Origin of the sequence: Pseudomonas typographi, assembly GCF_014694385.1 — a bacterium.
GTDB lineage: Bacteria > Pseudomonadota > Gammaproteobacteria > Pseudomonadales > Pseudomonadaceae > Aquipseudomonas > Aquipseudomonas typographi.
Map to the genome: position 1 here is coordinate 89,546 of NZ_JAAOCA010000006.1, position 15,566 is coordinate 105,111.

Consider the following 15,566-nt stretch of genomic DNA (forward strand, 5'->3'; position numbering starts at 1 on the left):
CCAGCACCTGCTGCATCGCTGTTTTGAATGCCCCCCCTGGCTCTGGGCCAAGGGGGGGTTTGGGGGGGGCTTGGCCCCTCGGGATGTTCAACATGGAGAGATCGGGATGATTTTCTCATCCAACGTGTTCCTGTTCCTGTTCATGCCGATCTTCTTCGGCCTGTACTACCTGTGCGGGATACGCTATCGCAACCTCTTGCTGCTGGTCGCCAGCTATGTGTTCTACGCCTGGTGGCGCATCGACTTTTTGGCGTTGTTCGCTGGGGTTACCTTGTGGAACTACTTCATTGGCCTGAAGATCGGCGCCAACGGCGTACGCACCAAGGCGTCGCAGCGCTGGTTGCTGATGGGCGTGGCGCTTGACCTGGCGGTGCTTGGTTATTTCAAGTACGCCAACTTCGGTGTCGACAGCCTCAATGCGATCGTCACCTCGTTCGGCCTTGAGCCGTTCATCCTGACCCACATCCTGTTGCCGATCGGTATTTCGTTCTACACCTTCGAGTCGATCAGCTACATCATCGACGTGTACCGCGGCGACACCCCGGCCACCAAGAACCTGATCGACTTCGCGGCGTTCGTGGCCATCTTCCCGCACCTGATCGCCGGCCCAGTGCTGCGCTTCAAGGACCTGGTCGACCAATTCAACCACCGCACCCACACGCTGGACAAATTCAGCGAGGGCTGCACCCGGTTCATGCAGGGTTTCATCAAGAAGGTGTTCATCGCCGACACCATCGCCGTGATTGCCGACCACGCCTTCGCCCTTGAACACCCCACCACTGGCGACGCCTGGCTAGGCGCGCTGGCCTATACCGCACAGCTGTACTTCGACTTCTCCGGCTACAGCGACATGGCCATCGGCCTGGGCCTGATGATGGGCTTTCGCTTCATGGAGAACTTCAAGCAGCCCTACGTCAGCCAGTCGATCACCGAATTCTGGCGGCGCTGGCACATCAGCCTGTCGACTTGGCTGCGCGACTACCTGTACATCACCTTGGGCGGCAACCGCGGCGGCACCTTCGCCACCTACCGCAACCTGTTCCTGACCATGTTGCTCGGCGGCCTATGGCACGGCGCCAATATCACCTACATCATTTGGGGTGCCTGGCATGGCGTGTGGCTGGCCATCGAACGCGGGTTGGGCATCAATGCCGGCCCCCGTACCTTCAACCCGATCAAGTGGGTGCTTACCTTCCTGTTGGTGGTGTTGGGCTGGGTGATTTTCCGCTCGGAAAACCTGCACGTGGCCGCACGCATGTATGGCGCCATGTTCAGCTTCGATAACTGGCACCTGTCGGAGCTGCTGGAATCGAGCTTGACCGGCTTGCAAATCGCCACCTTGATCGTTGCCTATATTTCGCTGGCCTACTTTGGCCTGCGTGACTTCTATTACGCACCGATCAGCGGCAAGGCGCAAAAAGCCGAAGCCACACGGGACACCGAAGCCAACGGCCCAGCTACCGCCCAGCCTGGGCAAATCAAAGCCGTACCGGGTGACCGGCCCGCGGTGGTGCAAGCCCACGTGGGCGCGGGCCACCAGGTGCAAGCGGCGTACTGGACGGCAGACCTGCCCCGCTATGCGATGCGCGCGTTGATTCTGCTGTTGTTCGTGGCATCGATCCTGAAGCTTTCGGCGCAAAGTTTCTCGCCGTTTCTCTACTTCCAGTTCTGAGGCGACGACCATGACTCGCACACTTCGCCTGCTGTATGTGTTGACCTTCTTCGGCATCCTCGTGGCCCTGGGCCTGTGGTCGCTGGTGAGCTTCGGCAGCTTTAGCAAAACCGAGCAAATGACCGTGCTCAACGGCAAGTTCACCCATGCGCTTGAAGGGCATTATGACGATGAGTTCCCGATCAAGCGCCTGGGCACCAACCTCTGGGCGGCTGTGGACTACAAGCTGTTCAAGGAAGGCCGCCCCGGCGTGGTGCTCGGGCGTGACCAGTGGCTATACACCGATGAGGAATTCAACCCGGTGGCCCATGGCGACCGGGTCGAAGCCGACAACGTCGCCCTGGTACGCGCCGTAGCCAAACGGCTGAAAACCCACAACATCAAGCTGGTCATGGCCGTGGTGCCGGCCAAAGCCCGGGTGTACCCGGAGCACATTGGCGACGACAAACCCGCCGCCCTGCACGCCGACCTTTACCAGCAGTTGCATAGCCAACTGCAACAAGCCGGCATCGCCGCGCCGGACCTGCTGGCGCCGCTGGAACAGGGCAAGCAGCAAGGCCAGGTATTCCTGCGCACCGATACCCACTGGACGCCGATGGGTGCGGACCTGGTGGCCAAGCAACTGGGCAGCTACATCCAGGCCCAGGCACCGCTCACCACGGACCCTGTGCAGTACGTAACCGAAGCGGGCCCGGTGCAGCCCTACAAAGGCGACCTGACCACCTTCTTGCCGCTGGACCCGCTGTTCACCAACCTGCTGCCCAAGCCGGACGACCTCTCGCAGCACACCACCAAACCGGCCAACGATGGCGGTGAAGGTGGCGATGCGCTGTTCGCCGACAGCACGGTACCGGTGGCCCTGGTGGGTACGAGCTACAGCGCCAACCCCCATTGGAACTTCCTCGGCGCCCTGCAAGAGGCCTTACACAGTGACGTGGTCAATTATGCCGAGGACGGCCATGGGCCATTCCCGCCGATGCTGAAGTTCCTGCAAAGCGACGCCTTCAAGGCCAACCCGCCTCAGGTGGTGATTTGGGAATTCCCCGAGCGTTACTTGCCGATGAATGCGGACCTGAGCGCCTTCGACGCCAAGTGGCTGGCCGAGCTGAAAAACGCCCAAGACAACACCCAGAACCTGGCGGTGGGCCAGACCAACTGACCCCAAACAGCCCCGCCCTGATTTTTTCCAGAAAGAGGTGAACCCTATGCAAACACTTGCTACTGCCCCACGCCGCAACACCACAACCCGCGTCGCCAAGCTGTGCGCGCTGGCCGCTGGCCTTTCGCTGCTTTCGCTCAACGCCTTCGCGGGCGGTGACTCGGCGCTGTACCCCACCGCGCCCAAAGGCTCGGCGTTCGTGCGTGTTTACAACGCCAGCTCACAGGAAATCACCCCGAGCATCGGCACTGCTAAATTCACCGCGATCTCGCCGACAAAAAGCAGCGCCTATGCCTTCGTGCCGGGCGGCAGCTACACCGCCCAGCTCGGCGGTTCCAGTTTGCCAATAACTTTGACCAGTGATCATTATTACACGGTGGTCAATGAAACTTCGGGCGCGAAACTTGTCGAAGAGAGCAAGTTTGAGAATAAGCAGAAAGCCCGCTTAGACGTCCAAAATTTGACAGACCAATCGTTGACGCTAAAAACGGCCGACGGCAAAACAGAAGTGGTTCCGAACGTCGCACCCAGTAAAGGCGGCGCCCGTGAAATCAACCCCGTAAAAGTTTCGCTCGCTCTGTATAGCGGTGATAAAAAAGTTGCAGACGTAAAACCGGTCACGCTTGAGCGAGGGCAAATTACTTCGCTCTACGTTACCGGTTCCGGCAGCAATCTAAAGCCAGAGTGGGTTATTCCGCCTGCCTCCTGATGACTGATAAGTGGTGGCCGCCCGTGTGGGCGGCCCTTAGGAACAAGAAGAAAACGGCAACAACGCAGTTAACTTCATTTACGAATACCTTGGAGAAACGTCATGATTCCAGTGATCCTGTCCGGTGGTAGTGGCTCGCGTTTGTGGCCGCTGTCGCGCAAGCAATTTCCGAAACAGTTCCTGGCCCTGACCGGTGAACACACGCTGTTCCAGCAAACCCTGGAGCGCCTGCTGTTCGAAGGCATGGATAAGCCAATCGTGGTCTGCAACAAAGACCACAAATTCATCGTCAATGAACAACTGTCGGCCCTCAAGCTTGAAACCCAGGGCCTGCTGATGGAGCCGTTCGGCCGCAACACCGCGCCCGCCGTGGCCCTGGCTGCGATGAAGCTGATCAACGAAGGCCGCGACGACCTGATGCTGGTGTTGCCCGCCGACCATGTGATCGAAGACCAAAAAGCCCTGCAGCGCGCCTTGGCCCTGGCCACCGTCGCCGCTGAGCGCGGCGAAATGGTGCTGTTCGGCGTACCGGCCACCCGGCCGGAAACCGGCTACGGCTACATCAAGTCGACCAACGACGCCCTGCTGCCCGAAGGCGTATCGCGCGTATCGCATTTCGTCGAGAAACCCGACGAAACCCGTGCTCAAGAATACGTAGAAGCCGGCGGCTACTTCTGGAACAGCGGCATGTTCCTGTTCCGTGCCAGCCGCTTCCTCGAAGAGCTGAAAAAACACGACCCGGACATCTACGACAACTGCCTGTTGACCCTCGAGCGCAGCAAGCATGTGGGCGACAGTATCGACATCGACGAAGCCAGCTTCGCCTGCTGCCCAGACAACTCCATCGACTATGCGGTCATGGAAAAAACCCAGCGCGCCTGCGTGGTACCGCTGTCGGCGGGCTGGAGTGATGTGGGCTGCTGGGCGTCGCTGTGGGAAGTGCATGCCAAAGACGACAACGGCAACGTCACCAAGGGCGACGTGGTGGTACAAGACAGCCGCAACTGCATGGTCCACGGCAACGGCAAGCTGGTATCGGTGATCGGGCTGGACAACATCGTCGTGGTCGAAACCAAAGACGCCATGATGATCGCTCACAAGGACAAGGTCCAAGGCGTTAAGCAAATGGTCGCCACCCTTAATGAGGCAGGCCGCAGCGAAACCCAGAACCACTGCGAAGTGTACCGCCCATGGGGTTCGTACGACTCGGTAGACATGGGCGGGCGCTTCCAGGTCAAGCACATCAGCGTCAAGCCTGGCGCGTGCTTGTCTCTGCAAATGCACCACCACCGCGCCGAACACTGGATCGTGGTGTCTGGCACCGCCGAGGTCACCTGCGACGAAAACGTGTTCCTGCTGACCGAGAACCAGTCGACCTACATCCCGATCGCGTCGGTGCACCGCCTGCGCAACCCGGGCAAGATCCCGCTGGAAATCATCGAGGTGCAGTCTGGCTCGTACCTGGGCGAAGATGACATCGAGCGCTTCGAAGACATCTACGGCCGCTCGAACCAAGCCGCCATCGACCGCGGCGTGTCGGTCAAGAGCATCACCCAGCAGTAACAGTTGCATTTGAACGAGAGGCCCCGCGCCAAGCTACCCAGCTTGCCGCGGGGCCTTTCTTTTTCGGCACACGGCCTTACCATGCACGCCACTGCCTGGAGAACGCCACATGCCCGTCACACTGATTACCGGTTGCTCGAGCGGCATCGGCCTAGCCACCGCCCGCGCACTCAAGGCCGCTGGCCACCAAGTATGGGCCACCGCGCGCAAGGCTGAAGACCTTACCCGCCTCGAAGGTGAAGGGTTCACCGCCCGCCGCCTCGACGTGACCGACAGCGCCGCGGTGCAGGCCTTGGCGGCCGAGCTGCCGGCACTGGACGTGCTGGTCAACAACGCCGGCTACGGCGCCATTGGCCCCTTGCTGGACATGCCCCCGGCCACGTTGCAGGCGCAGTTCGATACCAACCTGTTCGCCTTGCTCACCGTGACCCGCGCATGCCTGGGCCACCTGCGCGCCAGCCGGGGATTGGTGGTGAACATCGGCAGCGTGTCGGGGATGCTGGTCACACCATTCGCCGGGGCCTACTGCGCGTCGAAAGCCGCAGTGCATGCGGTGAGTGACGCACTGCGCATGGAACTGGCAGGGCTGGGAGTGCGGGTGATGGAAGTGCAGCCCGGCGCCATCGGCAGCCACTTTGCCGACAACGCCAGTGCCCAGGCTGAACTTAACCTGGCCGAGGGTTCGCCCTGGTGGCCGCTGCGTGAGCACATTCGCAACCGTGCCCGGGCGTCGCAACAGCACGGCACAGCGCCGGAGGCAGTGGCCCGGGCCATCGCCCGCGCCCTACCTCGGCCACCGCGGGTATTGCGGGTCGGGCGAGGTAGCCGGGCGCTGCCCTGGCTAGCGCGGTGGGTGCCGGGCAGGCTGGTAGACGCTGTTTTGCGCCGGCGCTTCGGGCTGGCCTGAGCTACGGATTTCAGACCTCGCCGCACTGATGCTGCGCGCGGTGCGCCCTCGGCTTTAGCGTTGATCACCCATTCCACGGGTTATGCCTACCCTTACCCTTACCCTTCACCCCGCCCCCGACTCGCGGCGCAGCACCGCCCGCAATACCCATGGTCGGGCGCCGACCTTTACCAGGGTGCCGACCTGGCGGTGCAGCGCAAGCCGCTGACCAGCGCGGGCCTGGAGACCAATTTCATCGATTCCATACCCGCCGACCGGATACTCGGCGCCTATACCCTCCAAGGCAAATACATTCCCCACCCGGCCGGCCTTGACGCCCTGGCCAACCAGCGAGTGAAGGAATCGCTGTATCAGCACATGCTGCGAGAACTTATTTCGGGCGTAAGGTGTGAGCTGCGGCGTTTACGGCTGTATCACCACCGTGCACGTCATCCCCGCCGCCAACAACATTCCCGGCGGCACTTGGTCGATATGAATACGCACCGGCACCCGCTGGGCCAGGCGCACCCAGTTGAAGGTGGGGTTCACGTCGGCTACGCCTTCGCGACTTTGTGGGTTGTCGCGGTCGTAGATGCCGCGGGCGATGCTTTCAACGTGGCCTTCGAGCGTTTCGCCGCTCATCATCTGCAGGTGCGCCGTATCGCCTACTTTCACGTGGGGCAGTTTGGTCTCCTCGAAAAAGCCGTACACCCAAAATGAGTGTTCATCGACCACGGCCATTTTTGCCTCGCCCGCCTGGGCGTAGTCACCGGGGTGCACGTTGAGGTTGGTGACGTAGCCGTCAACTTGGGCGCGCACTTCGGTGCGCGACAGGTTGAGCTCGGCCGCGGCCAGTTGCGCCTGGGCTTGCTGGTAATCGGCCAGCGCGGCGCTGGCCAGGTTATTGGCGTCGTCGCGGCTTTCTCGGGAGATCACCAAGGCGTCCATGTCGGCGCGGCGGTTCGCGTTGAGTTTGCGCATGTCCCAGCTTGCCTTGCGCGAGGCGACCAGCGCTTGGGCCTGGCTCACCGCGATACGGTAATGTTCGGGGTCGATGCGTAGCAACACGTCGCCCTTTTTCACCTGCTGGTTATCGCGCACCGGCACGGCCACCACGTAGCCGGCCACGTCGGCGGCGACGTTGATGATGTCGGCACGTACGCGGCCATCGCGGGTCCAGGGGGTGTCCATGTATTGCACCCAGAGCATGCGCCCCAGGCAAACCGCCAAGGCCAGGACCAACAGGGTGCCGAGCAGGCTGAAGAGCTTTTTCATCGGGTGTTCTCAATGGTAAACGGGCAAGGCCATCGCGGTGCAAATGCAAACGAACAGGCACAGCCGCAGCAGCGCCGGGTGCCAAAAAAATCGATACACATCCAGGCTGGAAAGCCACCGGTCCACCGCCCAGGTCACGCCCATGGCGAGCAGGAACACCAGTGTCAGGCTGGGCATGTACACACCATGGAAGGCGATCTCACGAAACATCGCGGGGTCCTTGGCTGGCCAGTAGCGCCAGCGGCGATTGTGGGTCGAGCAGGGAGCTGCGGATAAAGTGCAGGTAGCTTTGCACCCGCCGCAGCACCGAGGTGTCGAAGTGGCGGGCGAAGGGCTCGTCGGCGCGTTGTACCGCAACAATGGCGTGGTCCACCGCATACAGGCTGCGTTCGAGGTTGGCTTGATTGGGCTGGATGAACAAACGAATCAGCGAACGCCCTAACACGCGGATGCCCTGGCGCCATGGTTGCCGCTCGTGGTAAGCCGGGTGGATAGGCAAGCCCTCCTGTTCACGGCGCAACTCGATGATCGCGTGGCCTACCTCCAGCACCACGAACATCCACCGCAGCAAATCGCGCTGTACCTGCGGCTGGCCGGCCGCAAGCCCATAGGCTTGATGCACCAGGTCACGCACGCGGCTTTCGAAGGCGCTGCTCAGCCCCTTGCTGCGGCCACTGATGGCAAACACCACCAAGCCGCGCAAGTCTTGCTCCAGGCGCCGCCACAACCAGCGGCTGTTGGGGGGCAGGATGATTGCACCGGCCGCTGCGCAGAACAGCATGCCGAGGACCATACCGATGTAATCGTTGATGAACCCGTAGGGGTCGTACACGGTGAGGTTACCCGGCACCGAGCCGATCGAGAAAAAGATCAGCAGGCCCACGCCATAACCCACCCACTGCGGCCGCGAGGCGAGAAACGCACCGAACGCCAGTACCGGTGCGAGCGCCATGCACAGCAGCGGAAAACCGTCGAGCGAGGGGTACACGAAAAAGTATTCGACAAGCCCGGCCGCCGCCCCCAGGGCCGTGCCGCAGGCCATCTGGAAAGAAAACCGCCGCGGGTTGGGGGTGGCCGCCGACAACCCAACGGTCGCCGCGGCCACCAGGGTCATCATCGCCCCACTCGGCCAGGCCGTGGCCAACCAGTAACTGCCCAGGGCCAGCAGCACCACTGCACCGCGCACACCCGAGGCGATGCAGGCCCAGGCATTGGTCTGGGCCCTATACGGCTCGCGCCATTGCTCGCGGGCGTGGTTATGGGCGGCCAGCGATGCATGGGTTTGTGCGTAGCTGTGCAGTTCCACCACGAAGCGGAACAGCAACTCGAATGCGGTGTGAAAATCCAGCAGGTCTGCCTCACTGGGCTCACGTTCCACAAAAAGCGCGCGCAGGCGCCGCACCTCGTCGGTAAAGCCGGCCTGGTAGTGCTCCAGGGCTTGCGTCAGGCGCCGGGCATCCACGTCGGTGAGGGGCCGCCCGGCGAACGGTGCGAGCAGGCTCGCCAACCCTTGCAGCGCAGGCTCCAGTGCCGCGCGCACTTGGCCGTGGTCGTGGATACGTTCGAGCAATTGGTGCAACGCATTGAAGCGCGTGCTGATGGCCATGAACTCGCTGTTCAAACGGCTGACCCGGCCACTGCGCCGGCGCATGTGCGGGTCTTCGAAGGCGGTCAGCGCGCGCAGGCTTTCAAGGCCCACGGCCTCGGCGATGAAGCGCACGTGGGCATGCTCGAACTGGGCGCGGTCACCCTCCCCGCCCAGATGCTGCAACACAAAGGCGGCGAATACCCCGAAGCGCTGGTAAAGGGCATTGCGCATGGCGGCGCTGGAGCTTTGTGGCAACACCGCCGCGCTGACGAAGGTCGATACCAGCAGGCCGAGGGAGATTTCCAACACCCGCCACACGGCGGCCATGAAGGCGCCGTCTGGCTGCGACAGCACCGGCAGGCCCACCATCGCTGCCGTATAGCCGGCCAGCACGAAGCCGTAACCTCGAAAATTGCGGTGGCGCTGGGCACCGGCCGAGCACAGGCCTATCCACAACGCCAGGCTGGGCAAAAACAATTCGGTGTTTTGCGGGAACAACGCCACCAGTAGTACCGTGACCGCAGAGCCGGCCAGCGTACCGAGCAAGCGGTAGAAGCTTTTGGCGAACACCTGCCCGCTTTGCGCCTGCATCACGATGAACACGGTGATCATGGCGGTGCGCGGCTGTGGCAATTCGAGGCGCATGGCCAGCCACAACGTAACGAAGGCGGCCAGCAATACCTTGAAGATAAACACCCAGGTTACGCCGTCGCTGCGGGCCCATTCGAAACCGGCGCGGCGCCAGGGCAACGCCCCCAGGCGTTGGGTGAGCAGGCTCATGGCACGGTGTGCGCCGGCAACAGCCGATCCAGCCGCGCCAATGCCTTGGGCGTGGCCGGCGCCTGCAGGCGCGGCTCGGCCGGGTTGTCGGCACCGGCGCCCAGGCCGCCGCCCAGTGCCGTGACCAAACCGGCGTACACCTGCAGCCGCTCGGCATGCACCTGCTGTTGCACCTGCCGCTGATGCAGCAGCAAGGTTTGTGCGTTGAGCACCTCAAGGTAGTCGGTGAGGCCGCGCTGGTAGGCGGTGGTGGCCAGGTCGTAGGTTTTTTGCGCGCTGGCGACCCCTTCAGCGGCAAAGGCGGCTTGTTTTTCCATGGATTCGCGGCGCAGCAATTGGTCAGACACCCCCTTGAGCGCCTGCACCAGGGTTTGCTGGTAATGCGCCACTGCCCAATCGTAGCCGGCAGTGGCTTCACCCAGTTGCCCGCGCAGGTGCCCGCCGTCGAATAACGGCAAGGTGAAGGCTGGGCCGGCGGTATAACTGAGCTTTTGCCCGGTCAAAAACTCCAACATGCCGCCGCCGGTGGCCATGTAGCTCAAGCTGCCAACCAGGTTCACGTTTGGATAAAAGCCGGCATGGGCGACATCGATGCCCCGCGCCTGCGCGGCCACCCCCCAACGGGCGGCGACCACGTCTGGGCGCTGGCCCAGCAGTTGCGCGGGCAATACCGCCGGCAGCGGCAGGTCGGCCGCCAGGTGCAAAGTCGGCCGTTGCAACCCGGCCGCCGCGCCAGGGCCTTGGCCCGCCAGCGCTGCCAACTGGTTGCCGGCCAGCGCGATGCGCTCGTCTAGCGCATCCACTTGGCGATGGGTTTCTGGCAGCGGCGTTTGCGCCTGGCTGACTTCCAGTTGTGTGCCGATGCCGTGGCGCAGGCGCGTTTGCGCAATGTCCAGGATTTGCTGCTGTTGTGCCAGGGTTTCCCGGGCAACCTCGCGCAGGTCGTAGGCCAGGGCCAGTTGGATGTAAACCGTGACGACGTTGGCCGCCAGTTCCAACTCGGCCTGGCGTGCCTCGGCCACCCGTTGATGGGCGGTGTCTACAGCTTGCTCGCTGGCGTTGCGCTCACGCCCCCAAAGGTCGAGGTCATAGCCCAGGCCCAGGCCTGCCTGGTTGTCCCAGGTGGTTTGCCCGGAGAGCTCGCCCGGGCCATAGAATTGATCTGCCGGCCAATTGTGCCGGGCCAGGGTGCCGCGCGCATCGATTTGCGGGGCCTCGCTGGCTTCGGCCAACCCTGCGGCGGCCTGCGCCAGGCGCACCCGGGCAGCGGCCATGGCGAGCGTGGGGCTGCCGTTCACGGCCTTGGCCACCCAGGCATTCAGTTGCCGATCGGCATAGGCTTGCCACCATTGGTCGGCTGGCCACCCTGCCTCGCGGCGTGCATGGTCGATCGCATCGTCAGTGGCCAACGCTTCAGCCTTCGGCGCAGCACTATGGGCAACGATGCCCCCGGTACCGATACAGCCACCCAAAGACAGGGACACCGCCCAAAATGCCAGGGCTTTCAATTCACGGGGAATGCGACGCGACACAACGCAGAGTCTCAGAAGTAGACAGGTGGCGGGGTACGGCGCAGATTCTAGAGCGCCCCCGGCACGGCGATAAGCAGTGTTTCGAGTGAATCTTTGTTACAAAACCAGTGACAATCCCGTGGTACTCTTAGCGTACGAATTTGTAACCATATGCGACAACTCGCTGTCTCTAAGAGAGTGAACCATGGACACCCTGCAAAACATGCGGGCCTTCTGCTGTGTAGCAGAGGCCGGTAGTTTTACTGCTGCCGCTGTACAACTAGACACCACCACCGCGAATATTTCCCGGGCGGTATCGAACCTTGAAGCCCACTTGCAAACCCGCCTGCTCAACCGTACTACCCGGCGTATCGCCCTGACCGAAGCCGGCAAGCGCTACCTGATGCGCTGCGAGCAAATCCTGGCATTCGTGGAAGAGGCCGAGGCGGAAGCCAGCGATGCCCATGCGCGCCCTGCGGGGCAATTGAAGGTTCACACCATGACCGGTATCGGCCAGCACTTTGTGATCGATGCCATCGCCCGCTACCGGAAAACGCACCCGGATGTGACCTTCGACCTGACCCTGGCCAACCGTGTGCCGGATTTGCTCGATGAAGGCTACGACGTGTCTATCGTGCTGGCCAGCGAGCTGCCAGATTCGGGCTTCGTGTCGCAACGCCTGGGCATTACCTACAGCATCGTCTGCGCATCGCCGGATTACGTAAAAGCCCACGGTGTGGCGCGTAAACCGAGCGACCTCAAGCAACATGCTTGCCTGCGGCTGGTAAGCCCCGTGGTACAGCTGGAAAAGTGGCTGTTCGACGGGCCGGACGGCCAAGAGATGGTCAATATCAGCAACGCGCCGTTCCAAGTGAACTCGGCCGATGCCATGACCACGGCTATCTGCAGTGGCATGGGGGTGGGCGTGCTGCCGATTTACGCCGCCATCGATGGCCTGCGTGACGGCACGCTGGTACGTATGCTGCCTGAATATCGCCTGCAAGAGCTGAACCTGTATGCGATCTACCCCTCGCGCCAATACCTGGATGCCAAGATCAAGACGTGGGTCGAATACCTGCGTGGTTCATTGCCGGAAATACTCGCCGGGCAGGATGCGGACTTGCGCACCCATGAGCTGAACTTCGCGGTTTGAAGCAGCTGGCACGGGGCACAGCGAGAATGTTAGGTTGCTACTTTTAGAGCCGCCACCGACGAGACGCCCAATGAAAAAAACCGTATTGGCCTTTAGCCGCATCACCCCAGACATGGTCGAACGCCTGGAACAGGATTTCGACGTGATCGTGCCCAACCCGAAACAAGGGGACGTGGCGGCGCAATTCAACGAAGCCCTGCCCCAAGCCCATGGCCTGATCGGCGCCGGGCGGCCCCTGGGAGAGAAGCAACTGGCCAGTGCGGGCAAACTCGAAGTGGTTTCCAGCGTGTCGGTGGGCTACGACAACTACGATGTGGCCTACCTCACCGCGCGCGGCATCCTCCTGACCAACACCCCCGACGTGCTCACTGAAAGCACGGCCGACTTGGGCTTCGCGCTGATCATGAGCACGGCGCGGCGGGTGGCCGAACTCGATGCATGGACCAAGGCTGGCAAGTGGACGGCCAGCATTGGTGCCGAGCATTTCGGCACCAATGTGTTCGGCAAAACCCTGGGCATCGTCGGCCTGGGCAACATTGGTGCGGCCGTGGCGCGGCGTGGCCATTTGGGCTTCAACATGCGCGTGCTGTACAGCGGCAACAGCCGCAAGCCCGCCTTGGAGCAAGCACTGGGCGCGCAAATGCGTAGCCTCGATGAGTTGCTGGCAGAGTCTGACTTCGTGTGCTTGGTGGTGCCACTGTCGGAGAACACCAAGCATCTGATCAGCCACCGCGAACTGGGGCTGATGAAGCCTGGGGCGATTCTGGTGAATATCGCACGCGGGCCGATTGTCGATGAAGCGGCGCTGGTTCAGGCGTTGCGCAACAAGACCCTCCGCGGCGCCGGCCTGGATGTGTACGAGAAGGAGCCGCTGGCCGAGTCGCCGCTGTGGCAGTTGCCCAACGCCGTAACCTTGCCGCATATCGGCTCGGCCACAGGCGAAACCCGCCAGGCCATGGCCGAGCGAGCGGTGGCCAACCTCACCGCCGCGCTCAAGGGCCAACGCCCGCAGGACCTGGTCAACCCGCAAGCCCTGGCACGCGGTTAACCGAAGCCCGCCAACAACGCCCCTGCTGGCCCTGCAATCACGCACACACCGGCCAAGCCCACGGCCAGGCGAGGGCGATACGGCAACAACCACACCAGCAGGCCAGCACTGGCCATCAATACCGCGCACCACTGCACCAAGCCGAACGCCCAGCCCTGCGCGGCCATGGCCGGCCAGGGCGAAAGGCCCAATAAACACCAGCCGGCCCAGCGCAATGCGCGCAGCAGGCCTGGGGCACCCTGGCGGCCGACAAGGCTGGCATGGTGTTTTTGCATCGCCAGGCACAGGGCCATGAAGCCTGCGTAACACAACAGCGCACTAACCAACATCAATGGGCCTCCCGTTTTATTCGCACAGCACGCGGCGGCGCCTGCTCAGCCCTTGCTTGTAGGGCCCTGCGCCATACCCGCCGGGCCAACCAGGCGAGCACCAAGCCGAAACCCGCGCATGCCAGGTCGACCCCGGCCACCGCCCAATCCCCCTGCGGCAGCGTCACTGCCAGGCCACGGCTGGTGGCGAATTGGCTAAGCACTGGCACCGACAGCAACATCGCCGCGGCGGCCGACAACTGCTGCAGCCAACCGGCACCATTGGGGCGCCATAGGGCGTGCAACAGGCTGGCCAGCCACACCAGGAAGAACACGCGCACTTCCCAGCTGGCGCGCCCGGCCAGTGCTAACGGTAACAGGCGGTTGGCACACAGGAACGCCGCCACCGCGCACACCAGCCCCACCATACCCGCCAGGTTCAGCGCCCCGACCACGCGCAGTTCGAAGGGCTGCACCGTGGCCCCGGCGTGTTTTAGTAGGCGTTTGCCCAGCCACATCACCAAGCCTGTACCGATCATCGCCGTGGCCGCCAAGCCGCTGATGAAGTACAACCAGCGCAACACGGGCCCCGCGAAGCGGCCCATGTGCATGCCATAAAAACCACCGGCAACCCGTTGCGGCACAGGCTCGGCTGCCAATCCACGCACCACGCTGCCATCTACGGCATTAAGCGTAACGCCGCCACCGGGCAAGTAGGCCACCCGCGCGCCCACCTTGGGTGTAAAGGTGGCCGTTGCGCTGGCAGTGCCGGGCTTGTCCACCGACACCATACCTACTTGCCCCCCTGGCACCAGCGCCAGGTAACGGGCGTACAACGCTGGCAGCGGCAACATCGGCGCCTGGCGTTGGGCCGTGTCGCCCATACCAGCCGTGGCCGGGAACAGCTCATTGAAAAACGCCCGGGTGTTACCGTCATAGCGGCTGAGGATGCTGGCCGGCATGGTCATGGTCATAAAGATCACCAAGCTGCTATAGGTGATCATCAAGTGGAAAGGCAATGCCAGCACGCCGAGCGCGTTATGCCCATCAAGCCATGAGCGTTGGCCCTTGCCCGGCCGGAAGGTGAAGAAATCCTTGAAAAGCTTCTTGTGAGTGATGATGCCGCTGACCAGCGTGACGAACATCACGAACGCTGCCAGGCTCGCCAACCATCGCCCCCACGGGTAGCCCATTTCCAACTCATAGTGGAACCGATAGAAAAACTCACCGCCGCGGCTGTCACGCGCCTGCACGGCCTCGCCGCTACGGGGGTCGACCACCGTTTCGACGAGGCTGCCGCGGCCACTTTCGCTGGTTTGGCGGTAATAAAGCGTGAGCACGGGCAAGCGCTCATCAGCGGCGATGATCAACCAGTTCGGCGCGCCTGGGGCGTGTTTTTCCAAGAAGGCCTGCGCGCTGGCCAGGCTTTCAGGGGTGCCGGCCTGCTGGTACAGCACCTCTGGATGGGCCCAACGGTTCAGCTCCTGGCGGAAATACGTCAGCGACCCGGTGAGAAAAATAGCGAACAGCAGCCACCCAAACAGCAGCCCGGCCCAGGTATGCAGCCAAGCCATGGCTTGGCGAAAACCCTCTCTCATCGAAGGTGCGCCCAATAAAGGCCGGCGTCGAGCACGCCCAGTACCAGCGCGCAGCCCAGCATAGCCGCCCAGGCCCGCCAAGCCGAACGGCAGGCGAAGCACCACAGCGCCGCGGCCAGGTAAACCACGAACCCCAGCATCATGCTGGTGATCACGCCCTGGGCCTGGGCCATAGGTAACACCCAGGCCAGGCACACGCTGGCCAGCGCTGCCACGGCATAGCCGCCCAGGGCTGCCGCAACCACCCGCGAGGTCACGGCCAGGCGGTACGCTAATGGCACGCCGGAAGTTTTGGTTTTCATGGGGCAGAGCAGCC

The 15,566-nt window shown here is 62.9% G+C and carries 15 protein-coding genes; 7 read left to right on the plus strand and 8 right to left on the minus strand.

Annotated elements, in window-relative coordinates; translation table 11 throughout:
• Positions 1-106 precede the first annotated feature (106 nt).
• The 5 genes from HAQ05_RS06100 to HAQ05_RS06120 all read left to right on the plus strand — a co-directional run bounded on the left by HAQ05_RS06100 (position 107) and on the right by HAQ05_RS06120 (position 6,010).
• On the plus strand, positions 107-1,672 hold the full coding sequence (locus HAQ05_RS06100; protein WP_190418467.1) for an MBOAT family O-acyltransferase: 1,566 nt from the start codon (positions 107-109) through the stop codon (positions 1,670-1,672).
• A gap of 10 nt (positions 1,673-1,682) precedes the next feature.
• Positions 1,683-2,831, plus strand: coding sequence for an alginate O-acetyltransferase (locus HAQ05_RS06105; RefSeq protein WP_190418469.1), 1,149 nt, complete (start codon positions 1,683-1,685; stop codon positions 2,829-2,831).
• Between the two features lie 46 nt (positions 2,832-2,877).
• Complete coding sequence (locus HAQ05_RS06110) at positions 2,878-3,540, plus strand: alginate O-acetyltransferase AlgF (protein ID WP_190418471.1); 663 nt, start codon at positions 2,878-2,880, stop codon at positions 3,538-3,540.
• A gap of 102 nt (positions 3,541-3,642) precedes the next feature.
• Positions 3,643-5,103: a mannose-1-phosphate guanylyltransferase/mannose-6-phosphate isomerase gene (locus HAQ05_RS06115; protein ID WP_190418473.1), complete on the plus strand. Its 1,461-nt coding sequence runs from the start codon at positions 3,643-3,645 to the stop codon at positions 5,101-5,103.
• Between the two features lie 109 nt (positions 5,104-5,212).
• A complete protein-coding gene (locus tag HAQ05_RS06120) occupies positions 5,213-6,010 on the plus strand; it encodes an SDR family oxidoreductase (protein ID WP_190418475.1) in 798 nt (265 codons plus the stop codon).
• Between the two features lie 105 nt (positions 6,011-6,115).
• On the opposite strand, the gene HAQ05_RS06125 is transcribed toward HAQ05_RS06120, so the two are convergent.
• Genes HAQ05_RS06125 through HAQ05_RS06145 form a run of 5 tightly spaced genes read right to left on the minus strand, consistent with a single transcriptional unit; the run spans position 6,116 to position 11,164 of the window.
• Positions 6,116-6,367 carry a hypothetical protein gene (locus HAQ05_RS06125; RefSeq protein ID WP_190418477.1) on the minus strand — a complete coding sequence of 84 codons (252 nt, stop codon included), beginning with the start codon at positions 6,365-6,367 and terminating at the stop codon, positions 6,116-6,118.
• Positions 6,368-6,412: 45 nt separating this feature from the next.
• Positions 6,413-7,264 carry an efflux RND transporter periplasmic adaptor subunit gene (locus HAQ05_RS06130; protein ID WP_190418479.1) on the minus strand — a complete coding sequence of 284 codons (852 nt, stop codon included), beginning with the start codon at positions 7,262-7,264 and terminating at the stop codon, positions 6,413-6,415.
• Between the two features lie 9 nt (positions 7,265-7,273).
• Positions 7,274-7,474: a DUF1656 domain-containing protein gene (locus HAQ05_RS06135; RefSeq protein ID WP_190418481.1), complete on the minus strand. Its 201-nt coding sequence runs from the start codon at positions 7,472-7,474 to the stop codon at positions 7,274-7,276.
• Positions 7,464-9,632, minus strand: coding sequence for an FUSC family protein (locus tag HAQ05_RS06140; protein WP_190418483.1), 2,169 nt, complete (start codon positions 9,630-9,632; stop codon positions 7,464-7,466). The genes HAQ05_RS06135 and HAQ05_RS06140 overlap by 11 nt, the downstream gene beginning before the upstream one ends.
• Positions 9,629-11,164: an efflux transporter outer membrane subunit gene (locus tag HAQ05_RS06145; protein ID WP_190418485.1), complete on the minus strand. Its 1,536-nt coding sequence runs from the start codon at positions 11,162-11,164 to the stop codon at positions 9,629-9,631. Before HAQ05_RS06145 ends, HAQ05_RS06140 begins: the two co-directional genes overlap by 4 nt.
• A gap of 184 nt (positions 11,165-11,348) precedes the next feature.
• Here HAQ05_RS06145 and HAQ05_RS06150 point away from each other — a divergent pair, with 184 nt between their 5' ends.
• On the plus strand, positions 11,349-12,296 hold the full coding sequence (locus HAQ05_RS06150) for a LysR family transcriptional regulator (RefSeq protein WP_190418486.1): 948 nt from the start codon (positions 11,349-11,351) through the stop codon (positions 12,294-12,296).
• Positions 12,297-12,366: 70 nt separating this feature from the next.
• Positions 12,367-13,344, plus strand: a complete 978-nt coding sequence (locus HAQ05_RS06155) for a 2-hydroxyacid dehydrogenase (protein ID WP_190418488.1) — start codon at positions 12,367-12,369, stop codon at positions 13,342-13,344.
• Here HAQ05_RS06155 and HAQ05_RS06160 read toward each other — a convergent pair.
• Genes HAQ05_RS06160 through HAQ05_RS06170 form a run of 3 tightly spaced genes read right to left on the minus strand, consistent with a single transcriptional unit; the run spans position 13,341 to position 15,552 of the window.
• Positions 13,341-13,673: a DUF3325 domain-containing protein gene (locus HAQ05_RS06160; protein ID WP_190418490.1), complete on the minus strand. Its 333-nt coding sequence runs from the start codon at positions 13,671-13,673 to the stop codon at positions 13,341-13,343. The genes HAQ05_RS06155 and HAQ05_RS06160 overlap by 4 nt on opposite strands.
• Positions 13,673-15,250 (minus strand): PepSY-associated TM helix domain-containing protein, encoded by a 1,578-nt coding sequence (locus HAQ05_RS06165; protein ID WP_190418492.1) that lies wholly within the window; start codon positions 15,248-15,250, stop codon positions 13,673-13,675. Before HAQ05_RS06165 ends, HAQ05_RS06160 begins: the two co-directional genes overlap by 1 nt.
• On the minus strand, positions 15,247-15,552 hold the full coding sequence (locus HAQ05_RS06170) for a DUF3649 domain-containing protein (RefSeq protein ID WP_190418493.1): 306 nt from the start codon (positions 15,550-15,552) through the stop codon (positions 15,247-15,249). Before HAQ05_RS06170 ends, HAQ05_RS06165 begins: the two co-directional genes overlap by 4 nt.
• Between the last annotated feature and the right edge of the window lie 14 nt (positions 15,553-15,566).

Coding starts and splice junctions, on each gene's coding strand:
- HAQ05_RS06160 (WP_190418490.1), bottom strand. CDS start 13,673: ATGTTGGTTAGTGCGCTGTTGTGTTACGCAGGCTTCATGGCCCTGTGC.
- HAQ05_RS06135 (WP_190418481.1), bottom strand. CDS start 7,474: ATGTTTCGTGAGATCGCCTTCCATGGTGTGTACATGCCCAGCCTGACA.
- HAQ05_RS06140 (WP_190418483.1), bottom strand. CDS start 9,632: ATGAGCCTGCTCACCCAACGCCTGGGGGCGTTGCCCTGGCGCCGCGCC.
- HAQ05_RS06120 (WP_190418475.1), top strand. CDS start 5,213: ATGCCCGTCACACTGATTACCGGTTGCTCGAGCGGCATCGGCCTAGCC.
- HAQ05_RS06115 (WP_190418473.1), top strand. CDS start 3,643: ATGATTCCAGTGATCCTGTCCGGTGGTAGTGGCTCGCGTTTGTGGCCG.
- HAQ05_RS06105 (WP_190418469.1), top strand. CDS start 1,683: ATGACTCGCACACTTCGCCTGCTGTATGTGTTGACCTTCTTCGGCATC.
- HAQ05_RS06155 (WP_190418488.1), top strand. CDS start 12,367: ATGAAAAAAACCGTATTGGCCTTTAGCCGCATCACCCCAGACATGGTC.
- HAQ05_RS06110 (WP_190418471.1), top strand. CDS start 2,878: ATGCAAACACTTGCTACTGCCCCACGCCGCAACACCACAACCCGCGTC.
- HAQ05_RS06100 (WP_190418467.1), top strand. CDS start 107: ATGATTTTCTCATCCAACGTGTTCCTGTTCCTGTTCATGCCGATCTTC.
- HAQ05_RS06130 (WP_190418479.1), bottom strand. CDS start 7,264: ATGAAAAAGCTCTTCAGCCTGCTCGGCACCCTGTTGGTCCTGGCCTTG.
- HAQ05_RS06170 (WP_190418493.1), bottom strand. CDS start 15,552: ATGAAAACCAAAACTTCCGGCGTGCCATTAGCGTACCGCCTGGCCGTG.
- HAQ05_RS06150 (WP_190418486.1), top strand. CDS start 11,349: ATGGACACCCTGCAAAACATGCGGGCCTTCTGCTGTGTAGCAGAGGCC.
- HAQ05_RS06165 (WP_190418492.1), bottom strand. CDS start 15,250: ATGAGAGAGGGTTTTCGCCAAGCCATGGCTTGGCTGCATACCTGGGCC.